The organism is Amycolatopsis sp. AA4 (genome assembly GCF_002796545.1).
In the GTDB taxonomy this organism is placed as follows: domain Bacteria; phylum Actinomycetota; class Actinomycetes; order Mycobacteriales; family Pseudonocardiaceae; genus Amycolatopsis.
On the sequence record NZ_CP024894.1, the window covers coordinates 5,698,046 to 5,720,392 of the forward strand.

Genomic DNA, 22,347 nt, shown 5'->3' on the forward strand with positions numbered 1-22,347 from the left:
CGGCGATTCAGCCCATCGTCGTGCCGAACAGGTCGTCCGCGGGCGACTTGGTCAGCTCGTAGAACAGCAGCGCGCCGGTTTCCCGGAAGATATAGCGGACCTGCGTGGACCGCTCCTGCACGATCGGCCCGCTGTGCGTCGGCGCGGCCCAGGCTTCCAGCCCGAGGTCCTCGGACATCGTGCGCGACCGGTAGGAATGCCACGGGTCGCTGACCAGCACCACCGAACGCCAGCCGCGCGCCTTCACCTGATCGGCGACCGCGCGCAGACTGCGCAGGGTGTCGTTGCCCTCGCCGACCGGCAGCGTCGCGGACGCCGGCACGCCGTGCTTGGTCAGCCAGCGCGCCCCGGCGGTCGCCTCGGTGAAGTTGTCGCGGCTTTTCTTGCCGCCCGCCGTGATGACGGTCTTGGCGACCCCTTCGGTGTACAGCTGCCGCGCCTTCTCCAGCCGCGCGGTGAAAATCTCCGAGGGCTTGCCGTTGTACTGAGCGGCGCCCAGCACGACGATCGCGTCGGCCGGCGTCCGGTCGTTCTCGCGCGCGACCTGCCACACGCGGAACGCGGTGCCCCCGATGACCGCGACGAGGGCCAGCACCACACCGAAAACGATGCGGCGCACCCAGTTTCCCGCGGTCGGACCTGTCCACGCCTCCATGGCGGCCATCCTCCCAGAGCCGCGGTCCGGGTCTCGAAAGGCACCCCGACGCCGCCGGAAATTCCAGCCGCGAAACCCCTCAAAGCCAGCCGCGTTCCTCCGACAACCGCACCGCCTCCGCCCGCGTGCGCGCACCCGTCTTCCCGATCGCCGACGACAGATGGTTGCGCACCGTTCCGTCGGACAGGAACAGGGACTTCGCGATGTCCGCGACCGTGCTGCCGTCCTTGGCCGCGCTGAGCACGTCGCGTTCCCGGGCGGTCAGCGGGCTCGTCCCGGTGGCGAGCGACTCCGCGGCCAGCGCCGGGTCCACCACCCGCAGTCCACTGTGGACCCGGCGCACCGCCTCGACGAGCTGTTCCGGCGGCGCGTCCTTCACCACGAACCCGGCCGCGCCCGCGGCCATCGCCCGGGCCAGGTAGCCGGGGCGGCCGAAGGTCGTGCAGATGATCACCCGGCACGCCGGGAGCGCGGTTTTCAGCTCGGCCGCCGCGGTGAGGCCGTCCATGCCGGGCATCTGCACGTCGAGCAGCGCGACGTCCGGCGCCGTTTCCTTCGCCGCGGCCACGACCTCGTCGCCGGAGCCGACCTGGGCCACCACCTCGATGTCGGCCTCCAGACCCAGCACGGTGGCCAGCGCGCCGCGCACCATCGCCTGGTCGTCGGCCAGCAGCACCCGGATCACGCCAGTCCTCCCGCGGGTTCGGCCCGCACCGCGACGGCGGATCCGTCCGGGCTCGGCTCCGGGACCTCCGCCCGGACGACCCATCCTCCCCCGGACCGCGCCCGCGTCGTCACCGTGCCCCCGATCGCGGCCAGCCGCTCGGACAGTCCGCGCAGGCCGTTGCCCGGCACGACGTCCCCCGTCGCGCAGCCGTTGTCCTCGATCTCCAGCCAGTCATGGCCCAGCCGCACCTTGACCGCCTTCGCCCCGGAATGCCGCAGCACGTTGGTGATCGCCTCGCGCAGCACGTAGCCGAACGTGCTGTGCAGCTCCGCGCGCACATTGTCCACCGCGTGCGGCAGCTCGGCCTCGATCTCCGCGGCGCGCAACGCTGCCCGCGCCCCCGCGATCTCCGCCGGCAGCGACACTTCCCGGTACTCCGTCACCGTCGCCCGCACATCCGACAGCGCCGAACGGCTCAGCCCTTCGACCTCCCGGATCTCCTGCACCGCCCGGTCGATGTCGCCGGAGCTTTCCAGCACCCGCCGCGCCAGCCCGGATTTCACCGTGATCGTGGTGAGGCTGTGCCCGAGCAGATCGTGCAGGTCCCGGGCCACCCGCTCGCGTTCGCTGGCGACCGCCAGCGTCGCGATCTCCGTGTTCGCCAGCTCCAGCCGCCGGATCGCCCGGATCAGGTTGGACATGAAGAACATCGCCAGCGTGACCGAGCCGACCGTCGTCAGGTCGCTGAACCGATCCGCCAGGTCTCCTCGCAGATACAGCACCAGCACCAGCAGGCCCAGCGCCGATCCGTCGAAGATGACCGCCCAGGCCGCCGGGAACAGGAAGGCCAGCGTCGCGGTCGCGTAGAGCAGGACGTACGGGCTGGCATCGGTGAGCAGCGCGCTCAGCAGGCCCAGCACCAGCATGACCCCGCCGAACCAGAGTTTCAGCCGCCGCGGCTTGCCGAAGAGCGCCGGGAACACCGCGTAGCAGGCGGCGTAGGCGTAGATCGTGACGCCGAGCAGAATCCGCGCCCACAGCGGTCCGGGGTCCCCGACCAGTCCCCGGGTCGCCGGGATCAGGAAGGGCAGCAGGAACGCCGCCGAGAAGATCGCCCAGCCCGGTTTGTTCGGCCCGCGCCGCGCTTCCGGCAGCGGATCGTCCCACCACGCTGCCTTGTCGTTGAGCGCGTACCGGCGCGGAGCCGGCTTGCCGGTCGTCGCCTCTCGGCCGAGTGGCCACACGTTCCTGTCCCCTCCCCGCCCGGTCAAACCCGGGCGCTGTCCTTACGGTATCGCCCGACCACGACAATCCCGAGCGCGAGCGTCCAGGCGGCCAGCACGCCGATCGCCGCCGGCAGGCTCACCAGCAGCTGGTTCGCCACGACCGGCCGGACCAGTCCGAGGACCCAGTAGGTCGGCATGACCTGCGCGACGTCGTGCATCCAGGACGGCATGCCCTCCAGCGGGATCCAGAGCCCGCCGAGGAAACCCATGCCGAGGGTGACGATCATGCTGATCGGCTGCATCGACTCCGGCGTGCCGAACTGACCCAGCAGCAGTCCGAGCAGCACCAGCGGAATGGTGCCGAGGAAAATGCCGAGGAAGACCCGCAGCCAGCCCGCCGGGTCAAGGTGCACGCCCTGGGAGAACGCGGCGACGACCGGCACCAGGATCAGCGCGGGCAGCCCGGCGAGCATCCCGGAAAGCGCTTTGCCGCCGAGGTAGCCCGCGCCGGACAGCGGGGTCAGCCGGAGCTGCCGTTGCCAGCCGCCCGCCCGCTCGATCGCGAGCCGGGCGCCGTTCGTGACGGCCGCGGCGAAGGCGCCGAACGTCATCATGTTGACCATGAGCACGCCCGCGACCGCGACGTGGTCGGGCGCGGATTTGTCGGTGAACACCGTGGCCTGCAAGAGAAACATGAGGACCGGGAAGGCGACGACGAAGATCAGGAACCGCGGCGAGCGGAACAGCCTGCGGGTTTCGACGACCAGGTAGGCGGGGTTCATCGGACTGCTTCTTCCGTTTCGTCGGAGGTCAGGGAAAGGAACGCGCCTTCGAGGCCGACCGCGCCGATTTCGATGTCGTGCACGGCCGGGACGGCGGCGAGGAGCGCGCGCAAGGTGGTGTCGGAGTCCGAACTGGACAGTGCGACGCGTTCGCCGCGCAGTTCGAAGGACGTGACGGCGGGCAGGTTCGAAACCAGCTGGTCGCTGACCCCGGCCGGGAGCACCGCGCGGATCGTCCGGCCGCCGGCGAGGGCGCGGACCTCCGCGACGGACCCGTCGGCGACGATCTCCCCGGCGCGCATCAGCACGACCCGGTCGGCGAATTCCTCGGCCTCTTCGAGGTAATGGGTCGCGAACAGCACGGTGCGGCCGGTGTCGGTGAACGAGTACATCGACTTCCAGAACTCGCGCCTGCTGCCGACGTCCATCGCCGCGGTCGGCTCGTCGAGCACGAGCAGATCGGGGTTCGACACCAGCGCGACCGCGAACCGCACGCGCTGCTTCTGGCCGCCGGACAGCTTGTTGGCCCGCCGGTCGGCGATGTCCTCGACCCCGGCGGCACGCAGCGCGTCCCGCACCGGCATCGGACGGCGGTGCAGTTTCGCGACGAGACCGACGGTTTCGCGCACGGTCAGGTCGTCGAGCAGCGTGCCGCCCTGCAGCATCGCGCCGATCATCCCCGCGCGCACCGCGTCGGCGGGCGTCCGGCCGAACACCGAAACGGCGCCCTCGTCGGGAGCGGTGAGCCCCAGAATCATGTCGACGGTGGTCGATTTGCCCGCCCCGTTGGGCCCGAGCAGCGCGACCACTTCCCCCGGCGCGATGGTCAGGTCGACGTGGCGGACCGCGCGCACGTCGCCGTAGCGCTTCGCGATCCCGCCCAGGCGGATCGCCGCCCCCGCCGCGATTTCCTGTGTGTTGTCCATGGCTTGAAGCCTGCCGGGCCGGGGCCGCCGGGACGCAGGCCGAGCGTCATGACCCGGCCGTGACAGGTGTCAGGGGTGCGAGGGGCGAAACGCCGGACGGCCCTCCCCCGCGGTGCGGGAAAGGGCCGTCCGGAACGGAGTGCGCGACGCTCAGCAGCCGATCAGCCGACCGGCCAGGTACGACTCGACCTGGTCGATCGAAATCCGCTCCTGCTTCATGCTGTCCCGCTCGCGGATGGTCACCGCGTCGTCCTCGAGCGTGTCGAAGTCGACCGTGACGCAGTACGGCGTGCCGATCTCGTCCTGGCGGCGGTAGCGGCGGCCGATCGCCTGGGCGTCGTCGAAGTCGACGTTCCAGTGCTTGCGCAGCCGCGCGGCCAGGTCGCGCGCCTTCGGCGACAGGTCGGCGTTGCGCGACAGCGGCAGCACCGCCGCCTTGAACGGCGCGAGCCGCGGGTCGAGGTGCAGCACGGTGCGCTTGTCGGTGCCGCCCTTGGCGTTCGGCACCTCTTCCTCGTCGTACGCGTCGATCAGGAACGCCATCATCGACCGGCCCACGCCCGCGGCGGGCTCGATCACGAACGGCCGGTAGCGCTGGCCCGAGGCCTGGTCGAAGAACGACAGGTCCACGCCCGAGTGGTTCGAGTGCGTGGTCAGGTCGAAGTCGGTGCGGTTGGCGATGCCTTCCAGCTCGCCCCACTCCTGCCCGGCGTTGAACTCGAACCGGTACTCGATGTCGACCGTGCGCTTCGCGTAGTGCGAGAGCTTTTCCTTCGGGTGCTCGAAGTGGCGCAGGTTCTCCGGCTTGATGCCGAGGTCCTTGTACCAGTCGGTGCGCGCGTCGATCCAGTACTGGTGCCACTGCTCGTCGTCGCCCGGCTCGACGAAGAACTCCATCTCCATCTGCTCGAACTCGCGCGTGCGGAAGATGAAGTTGCCCGGCGTGATCTCGTTGCGGAAGGACTTGCCGATCTGGCCGATGCCGAACGGCGGCTTCTTGCGGGAGGCCTTCTGCACGTTGAGGAAGTTCACGAAGATGCCCTGCGCGGTCTCCGGGCGGAGGTAGGCAAGGCCTTCCTCGGTCTCGACCGGGCCGAGGTGCGTCTTCAGCATCATGTTGAAGTCGCGCGGCTCGGTGTACTTGCCGCGGGTGCCGCAGTTCGGGCACGGCACCTCGGACAGGTCGTCCTCGGTGGTCGTCTTGCCGGTGCGCGCCTCGAAGTCCTCGGCGAGCTGGTCGGCGCGGAACCGCTTGTGGCACGAAAGGCACTCGATCAGCGGGTCGGTGAACACGTTCACGTGGCCCGAGGCGACCCAGACCTGGCGCGGCAGGATGACCGACGAGTCGATGCCGACCACGTCCTCGCGGCTCTGCACGACGGTCTTCCACCACTGGCGCTTGATGTTGTCCTTCAGCTCAACGCCGAGCGGCCCGTAGTCCCACGCCGACCTGGTGCCGCCGTAGATGTCTCCCGACGGGAAGACGAAGCCACGGTGCTTGCACAGACTGACGACGGTTTCGATTTTGTTGGCGGGCACTCCACGCTCCGGACGCATGCGGGGTCAGTTATCGGAAGGTCCAGCGTATCCGGCCGGTCCCCGGGGCCTCCGCGCAGGTCGGAGGTCACGAACGGGTGACCGGAGAGGCCGTGACGACCCGGTTGTCGTCGTAGCCCTCCTGTCCGCCCACGTAGTCGCCGCCGCACGTGACGAGCACGAGCCGGTGCGGGCCCTCGGGGTCGAAGAGCTTCGCGGATTCGGCGGCCAGGTCCGATTTGTGGATCGTGCGCACCTCGTCGATCTTGTACTCCCACTGCTTGCCCGCGGTGTCGGTGACCGTGACGACCTCGCCGGCCTTCATCTTCCAGAGCTCCTGGAACGGCCCGGACTTGCCCGCCCAGTTGACGTGCCCGGACAGCAGCGTGACGCCTTGCGCGGCCCCGAGGCCGGAGCCCCACCAGGCCGCTTCGGCGAGGCTCTTCGGGATCGGCAGCGCGCCGTCCGCGCCGACCTCCTCGGGGATCAGCTTCGCCTGCCCGCCGCCGGGCAGCTTGACCGTGCCGGGAGTCTGTCCGGGGTCCGGCTGGGTGTTTCCGGCCTGGCTGCCGCTGGGCTGGGCGGCGCCGACCTGCGCGGTGCCGGTCTGCTGCGGCGGCTGTGCCGAGTCGTCCTTGCCGGCGAAGAAAATCAGCACCGCGGCGACGACTGCTGCCACTGCTGCGACGGCAGCTACGACGATCAGTGCGCCGCGTTTGCGTGCTGGTTGGGCCTGTGTCCCCTGCATCGTGCTCCCCTGGTCTGAAGGTTTCTCCGGGGAGACATGCGGTGGGGAGCCGACGGGGTTGCACGGATTTCGGCGGGTTTTTGGGACCACCGCGCGCGGTGTGGGTCCTGCTTCGGGTCCGGGCGGTTCAGTCCGGCCGGGAGACGAGGTCGGCCGTGACGATGCGGTTCTCGTCGTAGCCCTCGGTGCCGCCGACGTAGTCGCCGCCGCAGGTGACCAGGACCAGGCGGTGCGGGCCGGTCTGGGCGAACCAGCCGGGGGCCTGCGCGGGCAGCTGTTCCTTCGGGATCGTGGTCGCGCCGGTGACGCGGTAGAGCCAGCGGCCGCCGGAAGCGTCGACGATGCTGACGTTGTCGCCGGTGCGGACCCGCCACAGGTCGTCGAAGGGACCCTTCGTGCCGGCCCAGTTGACGTGGCCGGACAGCACCGCCGCGCCCTGCGGGGCGCCGAGGCGGGCGCCCCACCACGCGGCGTCGCTGAGGCCGCGCGGGATCGGCAGGATGCCGGTCTGGGTGATCTCGGTGCGTTTCAGCCGGGCCTCGGAGCCGTCCGGCAGGCGGATGCTGCCGGGGCGTTGCAGGCCGATCGCCTGGCCGTCCGAGGGGAGTTCGGCGGGCGCGCCGTCCTCGCCCGGCAGCGAACCGGGCGGCGGGTCGGCGACGGCGACCGGGGCCGGGGCGGGCACCCAGGTCAGGACGATCACGCCGGCCGCGATCGCGAGGACGGCGATCACCGCCGACGCGACCGTCAGCACGGTGCGCGGCACGGCTTATTCGCCGCGGGAACGGACGACCCGCGCCGCACGGCGCCGGCCGAGCACGATCGCGACGGCCCCGAACAGCAGACCGCCGCCGAGCAGGCCGAAGCCGAGCGGCAGGCGCAGGTCGTCGGACGACGCGGCGGCCGGGGCGCCGAGGTAGCCGGCCGGGACCTCGGTGGGCACCGACGGCTGCTGCACGGCGCCCCCGCTGCCCGAGCCGTTGCCCGCCGCGGCGACGAAGTTCTTCGGGATCGAGCAGCTGACGCCGCCGAGCACGATGGTGGTCTGCACGTCGCTCAGCTTGGTGTTCTTGGCGTCGCGCGCGTGCGTGGTGATCTCGACGCGCCAGCCCGCCTGCGCGGTGACGTCGCCGGAACGCCAGCCGTCCTGCTTGATCAGCTGGTCGAAGGCGGAAACGCGGGACAGGACGAGGTCCGAGGTGGTCTTGCCGGGGTCGCTCTGCGGCACGCTCGTGGGCGAGCCCATCTTGAGGCCGGTGACGCTGAGCGTCCCGGTGGCGGGCATCGGGACCTGCTTCAGCGCGTCGCCCTCGCCGCGCACCCAGACGCGGGCGGCGGTGGTGGCGCCAGCGGCCTTGCTGGGGCCGGAGCAGTCGACCGAGCTGCGCGCGCCTTCGAGGACCAGCATCGTGTTGTCGACCGCTTTGGGCTTGTTGCGGCTCAGGTCGCGCAGCGCGTAGTTGGTCTCCGCGACGGCGGTGGGCACGTGAGTGGTCTGCAGCGCGGCGACGACCTGGTGGTCGCGGCTCGCGATGCCCGGCGGGTACGGGCTGGCCGAGCTGTCCGCGTACTTGCCGAGGTCGATCTCGTAGTTCGGGCCGAAGGTGTTGCGCTCGCCCTGGTCCTTCGGCACGGCCACGCGGTCCGTGCCGAGCTGCGACTGGCCCGGGGTGAGCGGGGACCGCTGGGTTTCGGTGATCAGCGCGCCGCCGTGCTGCGGGTCGCCGCCGAGCCGCACGGACGCCGCGTTCGCGAACGACACGGGACCCGTCTTCTCGTCGACGGCCTGCCCGGCCTGCGTCTGCGCCGCGGCGGCCGGGGCCAGCGCCGGCAGTGCCACCAGGGCCGCCACCGCGGCCTTAGTCACGAAACGAGTCATGTCTCCCCACTGCCTTCCGGCGACCCCGAGCGGTCCGCCACTGTACGAGACGCGACGATCGACCCCGCGACAACCTTGCACCGTCCGCCACGACTTGCGAAGCCGACAAGCCAAATCTTCACGAACTCACCCGATCGGGTCAATCCGGATCGCCGGTCTCCCCCGCCCCCGGCGATCACCGCGCCCGGGGAAGGGAACACTACGATGGCGGCGAAGGTTATCGGCAATGACATCCGGCTTCGGAAACGCCACCCCCTGCTGGCCTTGGGGGCGGGGCCGGTGGGCGGGACGCGAGTGGAGGCAGCGATGAGGTCGGCACCTTCGAGCGCCCTGTCCGACGGTCTCGGGGCCGGGTCTGCGGGGCCGGTCTCGGGGTTGGCCTTGGCCTCTGCCTCGGCGGGGCACGCTGGTCCGGCGGAGGCGGCTGCCGCGAGTTCGGTCGCCTCGGTGTCGGCCAGCACCGGAGGCGCGTCTGCGGACCACGCGACTTTGGGTTCGGCAGCCGCCGCCGGTCCGGCAGCTCTGGGTGCTGCAGCGGCCGAGCCACATGCTGAACCCACCGACCCGACCCCGGCGGGACTCCCCGGACCGGCAACGACCAGGAACGCCGAGGCTTCAGTGAACAACGCTGCCGCGGACCAGACCGGGGCGAGCAGCCCTGCCGCTCCGGCTCCGACCGCACTCGAGAATGCCGTTCCCGCCACCGCGGACGAGGCACCCGCGGCGAATCAAGCCGCTCCAGGTCCGGCCGATCCGGGTCCGGCCGTCAGCGTCGAGACGTCCGCCGAGCGCGGTTCCGCTGTCTCCGGCAAGGCAGCCGTCGAAGATGGTTCCGCTCTCTCCGGCAAGGCAGCCGCCGAAGATGGTTCCGCTCTCTCCGGCAAGGCAGCCGCCGAAGGTGATTCCGCTGTCTCCGGCGAGGCAGCCGTCGACGGCGGGCAGGCGGAATTGCCCGCGGACCCGCCGCATCCCGTCGACGCGAGCAGCACCGAGGGCTCGGCTGGCCGCCGCGGACCTGCGGTCCTGCCCGCGGGCGTGCTCGCCGACGCGGGCGAACTGCTCCGGGCGCTCGCCGCTCCGGTGCGGATCGCTATCGTGCTGCAGTTGCGGGAGGCGGACCGGTGCGTGCACGAACTGGTGGACGAACTCGACGTCGCCCAGCCGTTGATCAGCCAGCACCTCCGCGTTCTCAAGACCGCGGGCGTGGTCCAGGGCGAGCGGCGCGGACGCGAGGTCGTCTACCGGCTGGTGGACGACCACTTGGCGCACATCGTCGTCGACGCGGTCGCCCACGTGCAGGAAGGGAAGTGACGATGTCCTCGGTCCCCAAACCGGCCCCGGTGCCCGGCCGGCGGTCCACGAAGCAGCGCGCGGCGGTGGTCGACCTGCTCAGCACCGTCGACGACTTCCGCTCGGCCCAGGAACTCCACGACGAACTCCGCAAACGCGGCGACGGCATCGGCCTGACGACCGTCTACCGGACGCTGCAGTCGCTCTCCGAGGCGGGGGAGATCGACGTCCTGCGCACCGACTCCGGCGAGGCCATCTACCGCCGGTGCTCGTCGCACCACCACCATCACCTCGTGTGCCGCGTGTGCGGGCGCACGGTGGAGGTCGAGGGTCCGGCGGTGGAACGCTGGGCGGAGAAGATCGCGGCGGACCACGGGTTCACCGACATCAGCCATACCGTGGAGATCACCGGCACCTGCGCCGAGCACGCGAGCTGACCCACGTCACCGTCGGGGCTGCGCTGCGGTTGGCCGGGGAGTGAGCACGCCTGCCGTGGCGGCCCGGTCGCCGGGCACACTAGCTGACCCGTCGCCGTCGGACCCCACTGCGGTTGGCCGAGGCGGCAAGCAAGCTGGCTGCCGGTGGCCTCGCTCGCCGAGCACGCTGACCAGGGCCGTCCGGGTCTGGTGACTGCCGGTCCTTGCGGCAGGCTGGCCGGAGACGCTCGGGTCGCCGACCGGCCAGGAACCCAGCCGCTTTGACGGGCCGAACGTCGCACCAACGCGAACTCCCGGCAGGCCTGACTCGACTGGTCGAACCGCTCGCGCTCGCTACCTGACCGGCGAAACCGTCCGCCGAGACGGGGCGCGGCGGACGCCACGCGTCAACCGGGGCTCCTGCCGTGGGCTCGGAGCTTGCGTCCGGCAAGCGGGCCGCTGCGGGATCGTCCGGGCGCGGGGTTTCGCAGCTCTGAGTGGCTCGGGCCGATCTCTGGCCAGGGTCCGTTCGGGGGTCGTCCAAGCGGCGGCCTTGAGCGAGCACGCGAAGCGGGACCGCTTCGGGGATCAGCTGAAGAGAACTCAGGTGCACCGGGCGGGGTGGCGGGGCGGTCCGCGTTCTGAGGCGGTCTCGGCGGACGAGTCGGGGGCGTTGCTCGTTTCAGTATTCATACGGGTCCTTCGGCGCGGTGATCCGTTCGACTGTCGCCGGGACCAGGTCCGGGGTGTAGCTGTTGGCTTCGGTCGCGGTGCCGGGGACGATCTGGCCCGCGACGCGCAGCCAAGTGTCGCTCGGGAAACGGTCGGCGTCGTCGCCCTTGAGGTGCACGGTGACGGGGGCCGCGTCGGCGGCGCAGCAGCTGATTACCAAGCGGGCCAACAAGGTTTGGCCTCCGGTGTGCACTACGAAACCGGAGATCTCGACGGTGCGTCCGTTGAGGGTGCCGTTGGCGTCCCAGCCCGCGCGGGTCACCACCTCGTTCATCGCCATCGGCACCACTGCTCCGGCGGGGAGCGGAGGGAACGCGGCTGCCGACGTGGTCGCGGCGCTGGCGGGCAGGCGTGCTTCGGTGCGGGTGACGGAATCCGCGCCGAGGGCGGGTGGGGCGACTAGGAACACCGCCAGCACGGGGACGACCAAAAGCCAGGCTGAGCGGGCGGGGTGATGGTGGTGGCCGTGCGCGTCCGAATGTTCGGTGTCTGACTCGGGGGCTGTTTTTGCTGCGGCGCGGGCAGATGCGATGTCCCGGACGATGGCTGTCGCGCCCAGCAACAACATCACTGCGCCACCGGCGATGATCCACGGTTGCTGGGCCGGTTTTACGTAGCGCAGGTAGTCGCCGTTGAGGGCGATCTTCACCAGGGCGCCGCCCAGGAGGATCAGCAGTACGTTCTGGGTTTCGCGCCTCATTGGACGCCTCCGAGGAAAATCACGCCCGCTACGGTGCCGCAGGCGATCGCCACTATGAAGGTGACCGGGGCGAACCGTGCGGCGAAGGAGCGGCCGAAAGTGCCGGTTTGCAAGGCGAAAAGCTTGACGTCGACGGCCGGGCCGACCACCAGGAACACCAGCTTCGGCAGCAGGGGCACGGCAGTGAGCGAAGCGGCGACGAAAGCATCGGCCTCGCTGCACAGCGCCAGGACCACGGCCAGTACCGACATCACCACCACGCCGACGATGATCTGGCCGGAAAGCACTTCGAACCACTTCGCGGGCACGAGCACGTTGAGGGAAGCGGAAATCAGCGCGCCGAGGACGAGGAATCCGCCTGCTTCCACGAGATCGGTGCGGGCGGTTTCGGCGAATACGCGCCATCGGTGTCCCGGTTGGACGTCGGGCAAGCGGCGCAGCGCTCGCTCGGTGATCCACGATAGTTTGCCCCAGCGGGCCCAGATCCAGCCCATCGCCATCGCGGTGGCGAGGGAACCGGCGAAGCGGGCGAACACCATTTCCGGACGGCCGGGGAACGCGACCGCGGTGGCTACGAGCACGACCGGGTTCACCGCGGGTGCGGCGAGCAGGAAGGTGAGCGCGGCGGCGGGCGCGACGCCCTGCCCGATCAATCGGCGCGCGACCGGGACTGAGGCGCATTCGCAGCCGGGCAAGGCGACTCCGGCCAGCCCGGCGACGCCGACCGCGGCCGACGCCTTCTTCGGCAGGACCCGTTCCAGCGCGCGGGCGGGCACGAAGGCGGCGATCGCGCCGCTGATCAGCACGCCGAGCACGAGGAACGGCAGCGCTTGCACGCACACCGCGACGAACACGGTGGATCCGGTGCGCAGCGCGGGCACGTCGAAGAGGTCCTGGAGCTTGCTTTGCGCGAGGACCGCGACCAGCAGGACGGCACACAGGATCTCGATGGAGCTGATCCGGAACCGCCGCGTGCGGGGGCGTTCCTCGGCGGCGTTGTTGGAAAGGGTTTCCACGACGGCGATGATGCCAGCCGGGTCCGACAGAACCCCAGCCGCCGGGTGCGCGAGGGGACCCCCCGCGCCGGTTTTGCGTGAATGTCACCCGATTGGGAGGGAGGAAGGGGGCGGAATCGGGCGGGCGATGCGAGGAGGGGCAGGGCTCCGGGCGGACGGTCGAGAGGCTCGGCCGGACGGGAGTGGCGGCGCTGGGAGCGAGCGGGCTCGGGGGCGTTGCTGGAGCGGATGCGATGGAACGGCATCGATGCACGAGGAACCAACGGGCTCAGAGCGCACGACGCAGCAGATCCGCGGGAAGCGCTTGGCGGTGCGGGGAACCAACGGGCTCAGAGCGCACGACGCAGCAGATCCGCGGGAAGCGCTTGGCGGTGCGGGAAGGAGCAGGCTCAGAGTGGTGAGCGGAGGTCCCTCGACGGAAACGGCATGGTGCCGCGAGGAGGGAACGGGCTCGCACAGGTGAGCGGAGCAGCTTCGACTGAACGACTCGGCGGCGCGAGGAGACAGCAGGCTTAGAGCGGACGGCGGTGCAACTTCGAACGCGAGGCTCGGCGGCGAAGCGGCGCATCGAACAGGCGACAGGGCTTCGGACGCAGCGCTCATCCCAAGTCGAGGCGAGCGGCGGAGCGTCCGCGAGCGCCGAGGACAACGGGAAACCAAGCGGGCGACGCCCGGCACAGGCTGGTCGAGGCGCGAATGTCGACTGGCTAAGGAGATCCGCAAGGCAGGAGGAACAAATTGGGGCGAGCGGTGATCGAGTTCCCGCCGACGCGAACCGGAGCGGAAACCGGGTCTAGCCAAGGAGATTCGCCAAGAACCGAAGCCTCAGCGAAGCCCGTGGATGCCGGATTCAGTCAGCCCGCGCACACCGAACTGCCGCAGAAACGCCGCAACGGCAACACATAACCGGGCAACCAAACCCAGCCACAGCAGGGAAACCCGCCTCAGGCCACCGCCCCGGGCAGCTCAGTCCGCAATTGCGAAGCCGTCGAAACCACCAACATCAGCAACGTCCCCAACGGCGACGGGTCCATCCCCTCCGCCGGGAACGCGTACCGCAAGGTCACGTCCATCCCGCTGTCCGTGTGGCCGACGCCCAGCGTCCCGAACAAACCCTGGCCGGCCCGTTCGGCGACCGCTGCCGCGAGGGACGGGTCGTCCGGGAGGTCCCAGGCCACCACGCAGGTCAGGCTGAGCACGGTCAGGCCGTCGGCTAGACGAGTGGCCTGGATGACGCACGGGACGTCCGCGTGGGAGAACGTGAGCGCGCCGTCGTCGTCGACGTGGACTTCCAGGTAGCGTTCCAGCGCTTCGCGCGCCCGGGCGAGCAGTGCGCCGGTCTCGGCGGCTTCCGCGGTGCTCATTTCGTGCTCCCTGCCTGGTCCACCGCGCCGCCGAACCGGCGGTCGCGTTTCGCGAAGTCGAGGCACGCCTGCCACAGGTGGGTCCGGTCGAAGTCCGGGAACAGCGTGTCCTGGTAGACCATCTCCGCGTACGCCGACTGCCACAGCAGGAAGTTCGAGGTCCGCTGTTCCCCCGACGGCCGGAGGAACAGGTCCACGTCCGGCATTTCCGGCTGGTACAGGTACTTCCCGATGGTGCGCTCGTCGATCTTGTCCGGGTTGATCTTCCCCGCCGCGACGTCCTGGCCGATCCGGCGCATCGCGTCGCCGAGTTCGGCGCGGCCGCCGTAGTTGACGCACATCGTCATGTTGAGCTTGGTGTTGTTCTTGGTCTTCTCTTCCGCGATCTGCAGTTCCTTGATCACGCTCGCCCACAGCTTCGGCCGCCGCCCGGCCCAGCGGATGCGCACGCCGATCGAACCCAGGTAGTCGACCTGGCGGCGGATGGTGTCGCGGTTGAAGCCCATGAGGAACCGCACTTCCTCGGGGCTGCGCTTCCAGTTCTCGGTCGAGAAGGCGTACACCGACAGCCATTTCACGCCGAGTTCGACCGCCCCGCTCGCGACGTCGATCATCACGGCCTCGCCGCGTTTGTGGCCCTCGATCCGCGGCAGGCCGCGCTGGTTGGCCCAGCGGCCGTTGCCGTCCATGACGAGCGCGACGTGCTTCGGCACCAGGTCCGGCGGGATTTCCGGCGGCTTCGCGCCCGAGGGGTGCGGATCCGGCTCCCGCAGCTCGTACCCCGCCGAGCGGGTCTCCCGTCCCCTGCGCAGCACTCGCGGCCTCCTGAAGAATGGACTTCCTACCCGGCCGACCCTACTGGGCCGGGCCCGGCGGCCTCCCGGGCACGCCGCTCCACGAGCGGAAGCGACCGCAGCTGTCGTTCCAGATGCCACTGCAGGTGCGCCGCGACCAGGCCGGACGCGTCCCGGCGGGTGATCCCCGGCGACGATTCCGCGACCGCCCACTCCCCCTGCAGCAGCGCGTCCAGCAGGGTCAGCACCTCGGGCGCGGGATGCACCGAGCCGGCGATGCGGCAGTCCGGGCACATCGAACCGCCCGCGGCGACGTTGAACGCGGCGTGCGGGCCGGGCAGGCCGCAGCGGGCGCATTCGGTGATCGCCGGGGCCCAGCCCGCGTAGGCCATGGCCCGGAGGAAGAACGCGTCGAGCACCAGCGACGCGTCCCGCTGCCCGCCGGCCAGCGCCCGCAGCGCGCCCACGACCAGCAGATACAGCTTCAGGACCGGTTCGCCCTCTTCCGCCGAGAGCCGGTCCGCGGTCTCCGCGATCGCGGACGCCGCGGTGTAGCGCTGGTAGTCGGCCACCAGCGGAAGGGCGAACGCGTCGACCGTCTCGACCTGGGTGATGACGTCGAGCGACCGGCCGGGATAGAACTGCACGTCCACGTGCCCGAACGGCTCCAGCCGCGCCCCGAACCGCGACGACGTGCGCCGCACGCCCTTCGCGACGGCCCGGACCTTGCCGTGCCGCTTCGTGAGCAGGGTGACGATCCGGTCGGCCTCGCCCAGCTTGTGCGTGCGCAGCACCACCCCGGTGTCGCGGTAGAGGTTCACCACCCCGACATCGTCGCACTTCGCCGTCGATGCCGGGGCGGGACACCCTGGTTCAGCAGTAGCTGCCGGTGCAGTAGTAGCTGTGCACCTCGGACGCGGCCGCGAGGCTGACGATGAACACGATGATCCCGATGACCCAGCCGAGCGCGCCGAGGATGGTGGCGATGAGGCACAGCGTCTTCGTCGTCTGCGACGCCTGCTGGGCCATCGCGTAGTTGCCCTGCATCTTGTACGACTGGACCTCGTTCGACTTCATGATCGCGAAGATCGCGAGGATCCACATCAGGAAGATGCAGCCGATCGCCCAGCCCTTGTAGTCCTTGATGGAGTTCAGGTCGCCGCCCGGCGCGCCGCCGAAGGCCGGCTGGCCGTACGGCGCGGGCTGGCCGTAGGGCTGCTGCGGGTACGGCTGCGCCGGCGTCGCACCGGACTGCGGGTACGGCTGCTGGCCGTAGGGCTGCTGCGGCTGGCCGCCGTAGGGCTGCTGGGGCTGGCCGTAGGGATTGGTCATCTGGGTTCCCCCGAGTTCCTCGTACTTACCGTGATCCGGTGCGGATCAGGACTGGGCCGGACCGGTCTCCGGCGTTTCCGGCTTGCTCATCTGCGTCGCTTCCGGCTCGCGGGCCGGAAGCACGACCTGGGTCGGTTCGGGCTGGTCGAACGGCGCGGGGCCCGGCTGGCCGAACCCTTGCCGCGGCGGCGTTCCCGGGACCGGCGGCTGGCCGAATCCCGGCTGCGAGGCCCCGAATCCCTGCGGCGCGGCGGGAAATCCGGCGCTCGGCGACGGCTGTGCGGGGAATCCGCCCGGGACGGGCTGGCCGAATCCCGGCTGTCCCGGGAACCCGCCCGGCTGCGCGGACTGGCCGGGAAATCCGCCCGCCGGAACCGGCTGGCCGAACCCTCCTGGCTGACCGGGAAATCCGCCCGGCTGCCCGGGAAATCCGCCCGGCTGCCCGGGGAAACCGCCGGGCTGACCGAAACCGCCGGGCTGAGCGGGCCGGCCGAACCCGCCCGGCTGCCCGAATCCGGCGCCCGGCGCGGCCGCGGGCCCGGCGGGCACCACGACGGTGCCGAGGATCTTGTCCGAGAACGTCTGCGCCTTGTCGTCCCACAGCGGCCACAGGTAGCCGAGCGCGAACGCCATGCTGTCGAGCGCGTGCGCGAGGTCGCGGACGAACGCCGTCCCGGCCCCGATCGGTTCGCCGGCGGCCTCGCTGACGAGTTTGATGCCGACGATCCGCTTGCCCAGCGACTGGCCGGTGTTGCCGCCGTTGATCCAGCGGTTGAAGACCGTCCAGGCGAGAGTGCCGAGAATCGCGAGGAGGTAGACGATCGTGCTCGCGACGCCCGAGACCATCGACACGAGCAGGGCGAGCAGAAGCCCGGCGAGGAGCGGGGCGAAGTCGATGAGGTAGGCCCCGGCGCGCTGGCCCCAGTCCGCGTAGACCCGGGCGGGACCGTACGGCTGGGGGTATCCCGGCGGCGCGCCGAACGACGGTCCGCCTTGGGGCGGGCCGCCGGGCTGGCCGTAGGGATAGGTCATCGAGTGTCCCCCTCGTTGCTGCAAGCTGGCCTGGCCGAGTCCGCTGTGGACACGCCAGTGCGCGGGAGCGTACCTCGTTCGGCGGCGCGAGGACGAGCAGGTCTCCGCATTGGGTGACCGGCGGGGCGCGCCGGCCGCCGGAGAGGTTCCGGGGACAGCGAAAACGCGGCCAACTCAGACGGACAGGCCGGTGAACGGCGCGAACGGAAGGTTGCGCGCCACGAACCACAAGACGAACACCATCGCGACCACGAGCGGGGTCCAGCGCCAGTGCAGCCAGGACCGCATCGGGCGGCCGCGCAGCCGTCCCGTCGTCCAAACGAGACCGCTCCACGCGAACAGCGCGGTGAACGCCAAAGCGACCGCGTTGTAGTGCAGTGCGGCGGAAAAATCGCCGTGCAGCACGCTGTAGGCCATCCGGAGCCCGCCGCAGCCGGGGCAGTCGATCCCGAAAAGCAGCTTCGTCGGGCACACCGGGAGCCAGCCGCCGGGAGTGGTCGGGTCGCCGAGCCACACCGCGACGCAGGCGAGGCCGATGCCGCCCGCCGCGGCCGCGGGACCGGCGAGAGCCCTTGCCACCGCACGGGTTCCGCGCGCCGGCTGTCCGGTGTAGACGGTGCTCAATGGAACCAGAGCACTCGGCCGGCGACCGCCACCACGATGATCGCGACGATCACGTACAGCCCGATCAGGATGGCGACGCTGAGCGCCGACCACATCGCCCACTTGCGCGCCTCGTCCGCCGCGCGGTGCGCTTCGGCCGCGTATCCCTGGTACCACAACGTGTTCACCTGGCTGGCCTTGACGATCGCGACGATCCCCAGCGGCAGGCAGCAGAACACCGTCGCCAGGATCGCCCACACCAGGTTGCTGTCCGGCGGCGGCGGGTACTGCGGCGGGTAGCCGTACGACGGAGGGTACGGGCCCTGCGGCGGATACGGGCCGGTCATGCGGTCCCCCTGGACAAATCGGGTGCGGTCCGGCCTGACGCTACCCGCCCGCGCCGCCGGGCACGATCACCACCGGTCAAAAACCCAGCCGGCGCAGCTGCTTCGGGTCCCGCTGCCAGTCCTTGGCCACCTTGATGTGCAGGTCGAGATACACCTTCGTGCCCAGCAGCCGTTCGATGTGCTTGCGCGCGGTCGCGCCGACCTCGCGCAGCCGTTCCCCCTTGTGCCCGAGGATGATCCCCTTCTGGCTGGGGCGTTCCACGTACAGCAGGGCGTGGATGTCGATGAGGTCGTCGCGGTCCTCGCGGGGGAGCATTTCCTCGACGGTCACCGCGATCGAGTGCGGCAGTTCGTCGCGGACGCCTTCGAGCGCGGCTTCGCGGATCAGCTCGGCGACGAGGGTCTGCTCGGGCTCGTCGGTGAGCTCGCCGCCCGGGTACAGCTGCGGTCCCTCGGGCAGCCGCTGCACCAGCAGGTCGGCGACTGTCTGCACCTGGAAACCGTCCACCGCGGACACCGGCACGAGGTCGGCGAACTCCATCACCTCTTGCAGCGCGACCAGCTGCTCGGCGACCTGCTCCGGCTTCACCAGATCCGTCTTGGTGACGACGCCGATCACCGGCGGGCGGCGGGCGATCTTTTTCAGCTCGGCGGCGATGAACCGGTCGCCGGGGCCGATTTTCTCGTTGGCGGGCACGCAGAACCCGACGACGTCCACTTCGGACCAGGTCTCGTGCACGACGTCGTTGAGCCGCTGGCCGAGCAGCGTGCGCGGCCGGTGCAGGCCGGGCGTGTCGATGATCACCAGCTGCGCGTCGTCGCGGTGCACGATGCCGCGGATCGCGTGCCGCGTGGTCTGCGGTTTGCTGGAGGTGATCGCGACCTTCGTGCCGACGAGCGCGTTCGTGAGCGTCGATTTGCCCGCGTTGGGGCGGCCGACGAAGCAGGCGAAACCGGAACGGTGCGGTTCGGTCACGGCTGAAGCACCTCGACCACGGCGCCGGACGGGTCGGCGAAGATGATCGGCGCGGCCTTGGAGACGTCGCGGACCGCGTGCACGGACGCCTCGGCGACGAGCGCGTCGGCGGTGACCACGGCGGCGGCTTCGAGGCCTTCGGCTCCGCTAGACAGCGCGGCGGCGACCGCGGCCTGCACGGCGGTGAGCTTGAACGTCGGCTGGTCGACGGTGGTCGCGGCGTAGGTGCGGCCGTCGGTGTCGCGGACCGCGGCGCCTTCGTCCGCGCCGGTGCGGGCGCGGGCCGAACGGGCCAGCGTGACCAGCTTCTGGTCCTCGGCGTCGAGGTCAGGCATGTTCGACTCTCCTGTCGTGCTCTTGCGGCTGGGGCGGGCGGGTGCGCGGGCGCGCCGACGACGGCCGGACGACCACGGACGTGATGCGCATGCGGCCGCGGCGGTCCTTGCCCCCTTCGGCGAACAGCCGAAGTCCGGCGACCTCGGCTTCGGCCCCCGGCAGCGGGACCCTACCCAGTCGCTCGGCGAGCAGTCCGCCGACGGTCTCGACGTCGTGGTCTTCGAGGTCGATGCCGAACAGTTCGCCGAGGTCGCCGACGCCGAGCCGGGACGACACGCGGACCGAACCGTCCTCGAGTTCCTCGATTTCGGGGCGTTCGTCGGCGTCGGATTCGTCGGTGATCTCGCCGACGATCTCCTCGAGGATGTCCTCGATGGTGAGCAGGCCGGCGGTGCCGCCGTACTCGTCCACCGCGATCGCCATGTGGTTGTGCGTGCGCTGCATTTCCTTGAGCAGCTCGTCGAGCCGTTTGGAGTCGGGCACGAAGCTGGCCGGATTCATCACCGCGTCGACGACCGTGCTCGGCCCGTCCGGGCCCATGTACTCGGGCATGAGGTCTTTGATGTTGACCACGCCGACGATGTCGTCCACCGAATCGTCGATCACCGGGACGCGGGTGAAGCCGGTGCGCAGCGCGAGCGCGAGGGCCTGGCGCACGGTTTTGGTGCGTTCGATCCAGACGATCTCGGTGCGCGGCACCATGACCTCGCGGGCGACGGTGTCGCCGAGTTCGAACACCGAGTGGATCATCTCGCGTTCGGAGTCCTCGACGACGCCGCGTTCCTGGGCGAGGTCGACGAGTTCGCGCAGTTCGACCTCGGAGGTGAACGGGCCTTCGCGGAAGCCGCGCCCGGGGGTGATCGCGTTGCCGAGCACGATGAGCAGCCGCGACAGCGGGCCGAGGACCGTGCCGAGGGCGCGGACCGGTCCGGCGACGGCCGTGCCGACGCGGTAGGGGTGCTGGCGGCCGATGGTGCGCGGGCCGACGCCGATGAGGACGTAGCTGACCACGACCATGACGACCGCGGACACCAGGATGGCGAGCCACAGCCGGTCGAACCAGGCGACGAAGGACACGGTGACCAGGACCGTGGCGGTGAGTTCGCAGGCGAGCCGGAGCAGGAGCAGCAGGTTGATGTGCCTGCGGCGTTCGGCGACGACCGCGGCGAGCTGGCGGGCGCCGACGCGGCCGGCGCGGACGAGGCCGTCGACCCGGGCTTGCGACACCGTGCCGACCGCGGCGTCCGCGGCCGCGAACACGCCCGCGAGCAGCACCAGCGTCACCGCGACGACGACCTGTGCCGGGGGGTTTCCCATCGTCGGAGCCTAGGGCGTTTCCCCGGGCGGCGGCGCGTCGAGCCCGGCGATGCCGAGGACGCGGTCGTCGACGTCGCGTTGCGCGTCGCGGGCCTGGTGGGCGGCGACCGCGGCCTGGAATTCGCCGAGGATCCGCTTCTGCAGCCCGAACATCTCGCGTTCCTCGGCGGGTTCGGCGTGGTCGTAGCCGAGAAGGTGCAGGCAGCCGTGGACGGTGAGCAGGTGCAGTTCGTCGATCAGCCGGTGGCCCGCGGTTTTCGCCTGGTCCTTGGCGAACGCCGGGCACAGCACGATGTCGCCGAGCAGGGCCGGGGACGAGTCGGGCGCGTCGGGGCGGCGCGACGAGTCGAGTTCGTCCATCGGGAAGGCCATCACGTCGGTGGGCCCGGGCAGGTCCATCCAGCGCTCGTGGAGGTCTTCCATCACCTCGAGGGTGACGCACAGGATGGACAGCTCGGCGAGCGGGCTGACCTCCATTTTCTCGAGCGTGTAGCGCGCGGCGGAGACGATGGACGCCTCGTCGACGTCGACGCCGGATTCGTTGGCGATCTCGATGCTCATCGGCGGGTGCCCTTCCAGCCGCCGGCCTGCTGCTCTTGCGCGTCCTGCACGGCCTGCCACTTCTCGTACGCGTCGACGATGTCGCCGACCAGTTTGTGCCGGACGACGTCCTGGCTGGTGAGTTCGGCGAAGTGCAGGTCCTCGACGCCGCCGAGGATGTCCCGCACGACGCGGAGCCCGCTGCGCTGGCCGCCGGGGAGGTCGATCTGGGTGATGTCGCCGGTGACGACGATCTTGGCGCCGAACCCGAGGCGGGTGAGGAACATCTTCATCTGCTCGGGCGTGGTGTTCTGCGCCTCGTCGAGGATGATGAAGGCGTCATTGAGGGTTCGCCCGCGCATGTAGGCCAGCGGTGCGATTTCGATCGTGCCCGCCTGCATGAGCCGCGGAATCGACTCCGGCTCGACCATGTCGTGCAGCGCGTCGTAGAGCGGCCGCAGGTACGGGTCGATCTTCTCGTTCAGCGTCCCCGGCAGGTATCCGAGCCGCTCCCCCGCCTCGACCGCCGGCCGGGTCAGCACGATCCGCGTGACCTGCTTGGCCTGCAACGCCTGCACGGCTTTCGCCATCGCGAGATACGTCTTGCCCGTGCCCGCGGGCCCGATGCCGAAGACGATCGTGTGCTTGTCGATCGCGTCGACGTACCGCTTCTGGTTCAGCGTCTTGGGCCGGATGGTCTTGCCCCGGCGCGACACGATGTTGAGGCTCAGCACCTCGGCGGGCGACGCGTCGCCGCTGGACAGCATCCCCACAGTCCGCCGAACCGTGTCCGGCCCGACCTGCTGCCCGCCGCCGGCGAGCTGCACCAGCTCGGTGAAAACCCGCTCCGCGAACGCCACGTCGGCCGCGGATCCGGTCAACGTGACCTCGTTGCCGCGCACGTGCACGTCCGCCGCCAGCAGCTCCTCGGCCACCCGCAAATTCTCGTCGCGCGACCCCAGCAGGCTCAGCTGAGCCGCCTCCGGGATCGGGAATCGAACCTGTGCCTCGGCCGATACCCGATTGTCAGGTCGGGCGGCTCCACCCGTCTCAGTTCCGGCCACGTGGCCTCGGTCCTGCTTTCTGCGCACTTCGCAAGTCGACGTACAGGGACTCTTCGAATGCTACTTGCC

General features: G+C 70.7%; 25 protein-coding genes. 2 read left to right on the forward strand and 23 right to left on the reverse strand.

Annotated elements, in window-relative coordinates; all coding sequences use genetic code 11:
- Positions 1-7 precede the first annotated feature (7 nt).
- The 9 genes from CU254_RS26330 to CU254_RS26370 form a co-directional block, all read right to left on the reverse strand.
- The gene (locus tag CU254_RS26330) at positions 8-655 is read right to left on the reverse strand and encodes a YdcF family protein (protein ID WP_086024911.1); all 648 of its coding nucleotides are present in this window, start codon (positions 653-655) and stop codon (positions 8-10) included.
- A 79-nt stretch (positions 656-734) separates the two neighbouring features.
- Positions 735-1,340 (reverse strand): response regulator transcription factor, encoded by a 606-nt coding sequence (locus tag CU254_RS26335; RefSeq protein WP_009080931.1) that lies wholly within the window; start codon positions 1,338-1,340, stop codon positions 735-737.
- A complete protein-coding gene (locus tag CU254_RS26340) occupies positions 1,337-2,566 on the reverse strand; it encodes a sensor histidine kinase (RefSeq protein ID WP_037714900.1) in 1,230 nt (409 codons plus the stop codon). The genes CU254_RS26335 and CU254_RS26340 overlap by 4 nt, the downstream gene beginning before the upstream one ends.
- Before the next feature lie 23 nt (positions 2,567-2,589).
- Positions 2,590-3,330 carry an ABC transporter permease gene (locus CU254_RS26345; RefSeq protein ID WP_009080933.1) on the reverse strand — a complete coding sequence of 247 codons (741 nt, stop codon included), beginning with the start codon at positions 3,328-3,330 and terminating at the stop codon, positions 2,590-2,592.
- Positions 3,327-4,256, reverse strand: a complete 930-nt coding sequence (locus CU254_RS26350) for an ABC transporter ATP-binding protein (protein WP_009080934.1) — start codon at positions 4,254-4,256, stop codon at positions 3,327-3,329. Before CU254_RS26350 ends, CU254_RS26345 begins: the two co-directional genes overlap by 4 nt.
- 150 nt (positions 4,257-4,406) lie before the next feature.
- Positions 4,407-5,795 carry a glycine--tRNA ligase gene (locus CU254_RS26355; protein WP_037714902.1) on the reverse strand — a complete coding sequence of 463 codons (1,389 nt, stop codon included), beginning with the start codon at positions 5,793-5,795 and terminating at the stop codon, positions 4,407-4,409.
- 85 nt (positions 5,796-5,880) lie between these two features.
- Positions 5,881-6,540 (reverse strand): class F sortase, encoded by a 660-nt coding sequence (locus tag CU254_RS26360; RefSeq protein WP_009080936.1) that lies wholly within the window; start codon positions 6,538-6,540, stop codon positions 5,881-5,883.
- Positions 6,541-6,667: 127 nt separating this feature from the next.
- Positions 6,668-7,306, reverse strand: a complete 639-nt coding sequence (locus CU254_RS26365) for a class F sortase (protein WP_009080937.1) — start codon at positions 7,304-7,306, stop codon at positions 6,668-6,670.
- Between the two features lie 3 nt (positions 7,307-7,309).
- The gene (locus tag CU254_RS26370; RefSeq protein ID WP_037714904.1) at positions 7,310-8,419 is read right to left on the reverse strand and encodes a hypothetical protein; all 1,110 of its coding nucleotides are present in this window, start codon (positions 8,417-8,419) and stop codon (positions 7,310-7,312) included.
- A gap of 948 nt (positions 8,420-9,367) precedes the next feature.
- Between CU254_RS26370 and CU254_RS26375 the strand changes: the two genes are divergently transcribed.
- Both CU254_RS26375 and CU254_RS26380 read left to right on the forward strand, forming a co-directional pair.
- Positions 9,368-9,730: a helix-turn-helix transcriptional regulator gene (locus CU254_RS26375; RefSeq protein WP_009080939.1), complete on the forward strand. Its 363-nt coding sequence runs from the start codon at positions 9,368-9,370 to the stop codon at positions 9,728-9,730.
- Positions 9,731-9,732: 2 nt separating this feature from the next.
- A complete protein-coding gene (locus tag CU254_RS26380; protein ID WP_086024912.1) occupies positions 9,733-10,146 on the forward strand; it encodes a Fur family transcriptional regulator in 414 nt (137 codons plus the stop codon).
- Between the two features lie 661 nt (positions 10,147-10,807).
- Here CU254_RS26380 and CU254_RS26385 read toward each other — a convergent pair.
- From CU254_RS26385 to CU254_RS26450, 14 genes are all read right to left on the reverse strand, one after another.
- Positions 10,808-11,557: a TIGR03943 family protein gene (locus CU254_RS26385; RefSeq protein WP_009080941.1), complete on the reverse strand. Its 750-nt coding sequence runs from the start codon at positions 11,555-11,557 to the stop codon at positions 10,808-10,810.
- A complete protein-coding gene (locus CU254_RS26390; protein ID WP_199841092.1) occupies positions 11,554-12,573 on the reverse strand; it encodes a permease in 1,020 nt (339 codons plus the stop codon). The genes CU254_RS26385 and CU254_RS26390 overlap by 4 nt, the downstream gene beginning before the upstream one ends.
- Before the next feature lie 944 nt (positions 12,574-13,517).
- On the reverse strand, positions 13,518-13,937 hold the full coding sequence (locus tag CU254_RS26395; RefSeq protein ID WP_009080943.1) for a YbjN domain-containing protein: 420 nt from the start codon (positions 13,935-13,937) through the stop codon (positions 13,518-13,520).
- Positions 13,934-14,752, reverse strand: coding sequence for an isoprenyl transferase (locus CU254_RS26400; protein ID WP_009080944.1), 819 nt, complete (start codon positions 14,750-14,752; stop codon positions 13,934-13,936). The genes CU254_RS26395 and CU254_RS26400 overlap by 4 nt, the downstream gene beginning before the upstream one ends.
- A 26-nt stretch (positions 14,753-14,778) precedes the next feature.
- Entirely contained in the window at positions 14,779-15,555 is a 777-nt protein-coding gene (recO, locus tag CU254_RS26405) for a DNA repair protein RecO (protein ID WP_009080945.1), read from the reverse strand.
- 49 nt (positions 15,556-15,604) lie between these two features.
- Positions 15,605-16,063, reverse strand: coding sequence for a CD225/dispanin family protein (locus tag CU254_RS26410; RefSeq protein ID WP_009080946.1), 459 nt, complete (start codon positions 16,061-16,063; stop codon positions 15,605-15,607).
- 45 nt (positions 16,064-16,108) lie between these two features.
- Entirely contained in the window at positions 16,109-17,095 is a 987-nt protein-coding gene (locus tag CU254_RS26415) for an RDD family protein (RefSeq protein ID WP_009080948.1), read from the reverse strand.
- A gap of 174 nt (positions 17,096-17,269) precedes the next feature.
- Positions 17,270-17,719, reverse strand: coding sequence for a DUF2752 domain-containing protein (locus tag CU254_RS26420; RefSeq protein WP_009080950.1), 450 nt, complete (start codon positions 17,717-17,719; stop codon positions 17,270-17,272).
- On the reverse strand, positions 17,716-18,045 hold the full coding sequence (locus CU254_RS26425; protein ID WP_009080951.1) for a CD225/dispanin family protein: 330 nt from the start codon (positions 18,043-18,045) through the stop codon (positions 17,716-17,718). Before CU254_RS26425 ends, CU254_RS26420 begins: the two co-directional genes overlap by 4 nt.
- A gap of 76 nt (positions 18,046-18,121) precedes the next feature.
- Positions 18,122-19,021: a GTPase Era gene (era, locus tag CU254_RS26430; RefSeq protein ID WP_009080953.1), complete on the reverse strand. Its 900-nt coding sequence runs from the start codon at positions 19,019-19,021 to the stop codon at positions 18,122-18,124.
- Positions 19,018-19,356, reverse strand: a complete 339-nt coding sequence (locus tag CU254_RS26435; protein ID WP_009080954.1) for a hypothetical protein — start codon at positions 19,354-19,356, stop codon at positions 19,018-19,020. Before CU254_RS26435 ends, era begins: the two co-directional genes overlap by 4 nt.
- Positions 19,349-20,674: a hemolysin family protein gene (locus CU254_RS26440; RefSeq protein WP_009080956.1), complete on the reverse strand. Its 1,326-nt coding sequence runs from the start codon at positions 20,672-20,674 to the stop codon at positions 19,349-19,351. Before CU254_RS26440 ends, CU254_RS26435 begins: the two co-directional genes overlap by 8 nt.
- Positions 20,675-20,683: 9 nt before the next feature.
- On the reverse strand, positions 20,684-21,235 hold the full coding sequence (ybeY, locus tag CU254_RS26445) for an rRNA maturation RNase YbeY (protein ID WP_009080958.1): 552 nt from the start codon (positions 21,233-21,235) through the stop codon (positions 20,684-20,686).
- Complete coding sequence (locus tag CU254_RS26450) at positions 21,232-22,278, reverse strand: PhoH family protein (protein ID WP_009080960.1); 1,047 nt, start codon at positions 22,276-22,278, stop codon at positions 21,232-21,234. Before CU254_RS26450 ends, ybeY begins: the two co-directional genes overlap by 4 nt.
- Positions 22,279-22,347 lie beyond the last annotated feature (69 nt).

Coding starts and splice junctions, on each gene's coding strand:
- ybeY (WP_009080958.1), bottom strand. CDS start 21,235: ATGAGCATCGAGATCGCCAACGAATCCGGCGTCGACGTCGACGAGGCG.
- CU254_RS26345 (WP_009080933.1), bottom strand. CDS start 3,330: ATGAACCCCGCCTACCTGGTCGTCGAAACCCGCAGGCTGTTCCGCTCG.
- CU254_RS26370 (WP_037714904.1), bottom strand. CDS start 8,419: ATGACTCGTTTCGTGACTAAGGCCGCGGTGGCGGCCCTGGTGGCACTG.
- CU254_RS26360 (WP_009080936.1), bottom strand. CDS start 6,540: ATGCAGGGGACACAGGCCCAACCAGCACGCAAACGCGGCGCACTGATC.
- CU254_RS26440 (WP_009080956.1), bottom strand. CDS start 20,674: ATGGGAAACCCCCCGGCACAGGTCGTCGTCGCGGTGACGCTGGTGCTG.
- CU254_RS26435 (WP_009080954.1), bottom strand. CDS start 19,356: ATGCCTGACCTCGACGCCGAGGACCAGAAGCTGGTCACGCTGGCCCGT.
- CU254_RS26425 (WP_009080951.1), bottom strand. CDS start 18,045: ATGACCGGCCCGTATCCGCCGCAGGGCCCGTACCCTCCGTCGTACGGC.
- CU254_RS26395 (WP_009080943.1), bottom strand. CDS start 13,937: ATGAGCACCGCGGAAGCCGCCGAGACCGGCGCACTGCTCGCCCGGGCG.
- CU254_RS26385 (WP_009080941.1), bottom strand. CDS start 11,557: ATGAGGCGCGAAACCCAGAACGTACTGCTGATCCTCCTGGGCGGCGCC.
- CU254_RS26415 (WP_009080948.1), bottom strand. CDS start 17,095: ATGACCTATCCCTACGGCCAGCCCGGCGGCCCGCCCCAAGGCGGACCG.
- CU254_RS26350 (WP_009080934.1), bottom strand. CDS start 4,256: ATGGACAACACACAGGAAATCGCGGCGGGGGCGGCGATCCGCCTGGGC.
- CU254_RS26380 (WP_086024912.1), top strand. CDS start 9,733: ATGTCCTCGGTCCCCAAACCGGCCCCGGTGCCCGGCCGGCGGTCCACG.
- CU254_RS26330 (WP_086024911.1), bottom strand. CDS start 655: ATGGAGGCGTGGACAGGTCCGACCGCGGGAAACTGGGTGCGCCGCATC.
- CU254_RS26410 (WP_009080946.1), bottom strand. CDS start 16,063: ATGACCAATCCCTACGGCCAGCCCCAGCAGCCCTACGGCGGCCAGCCG.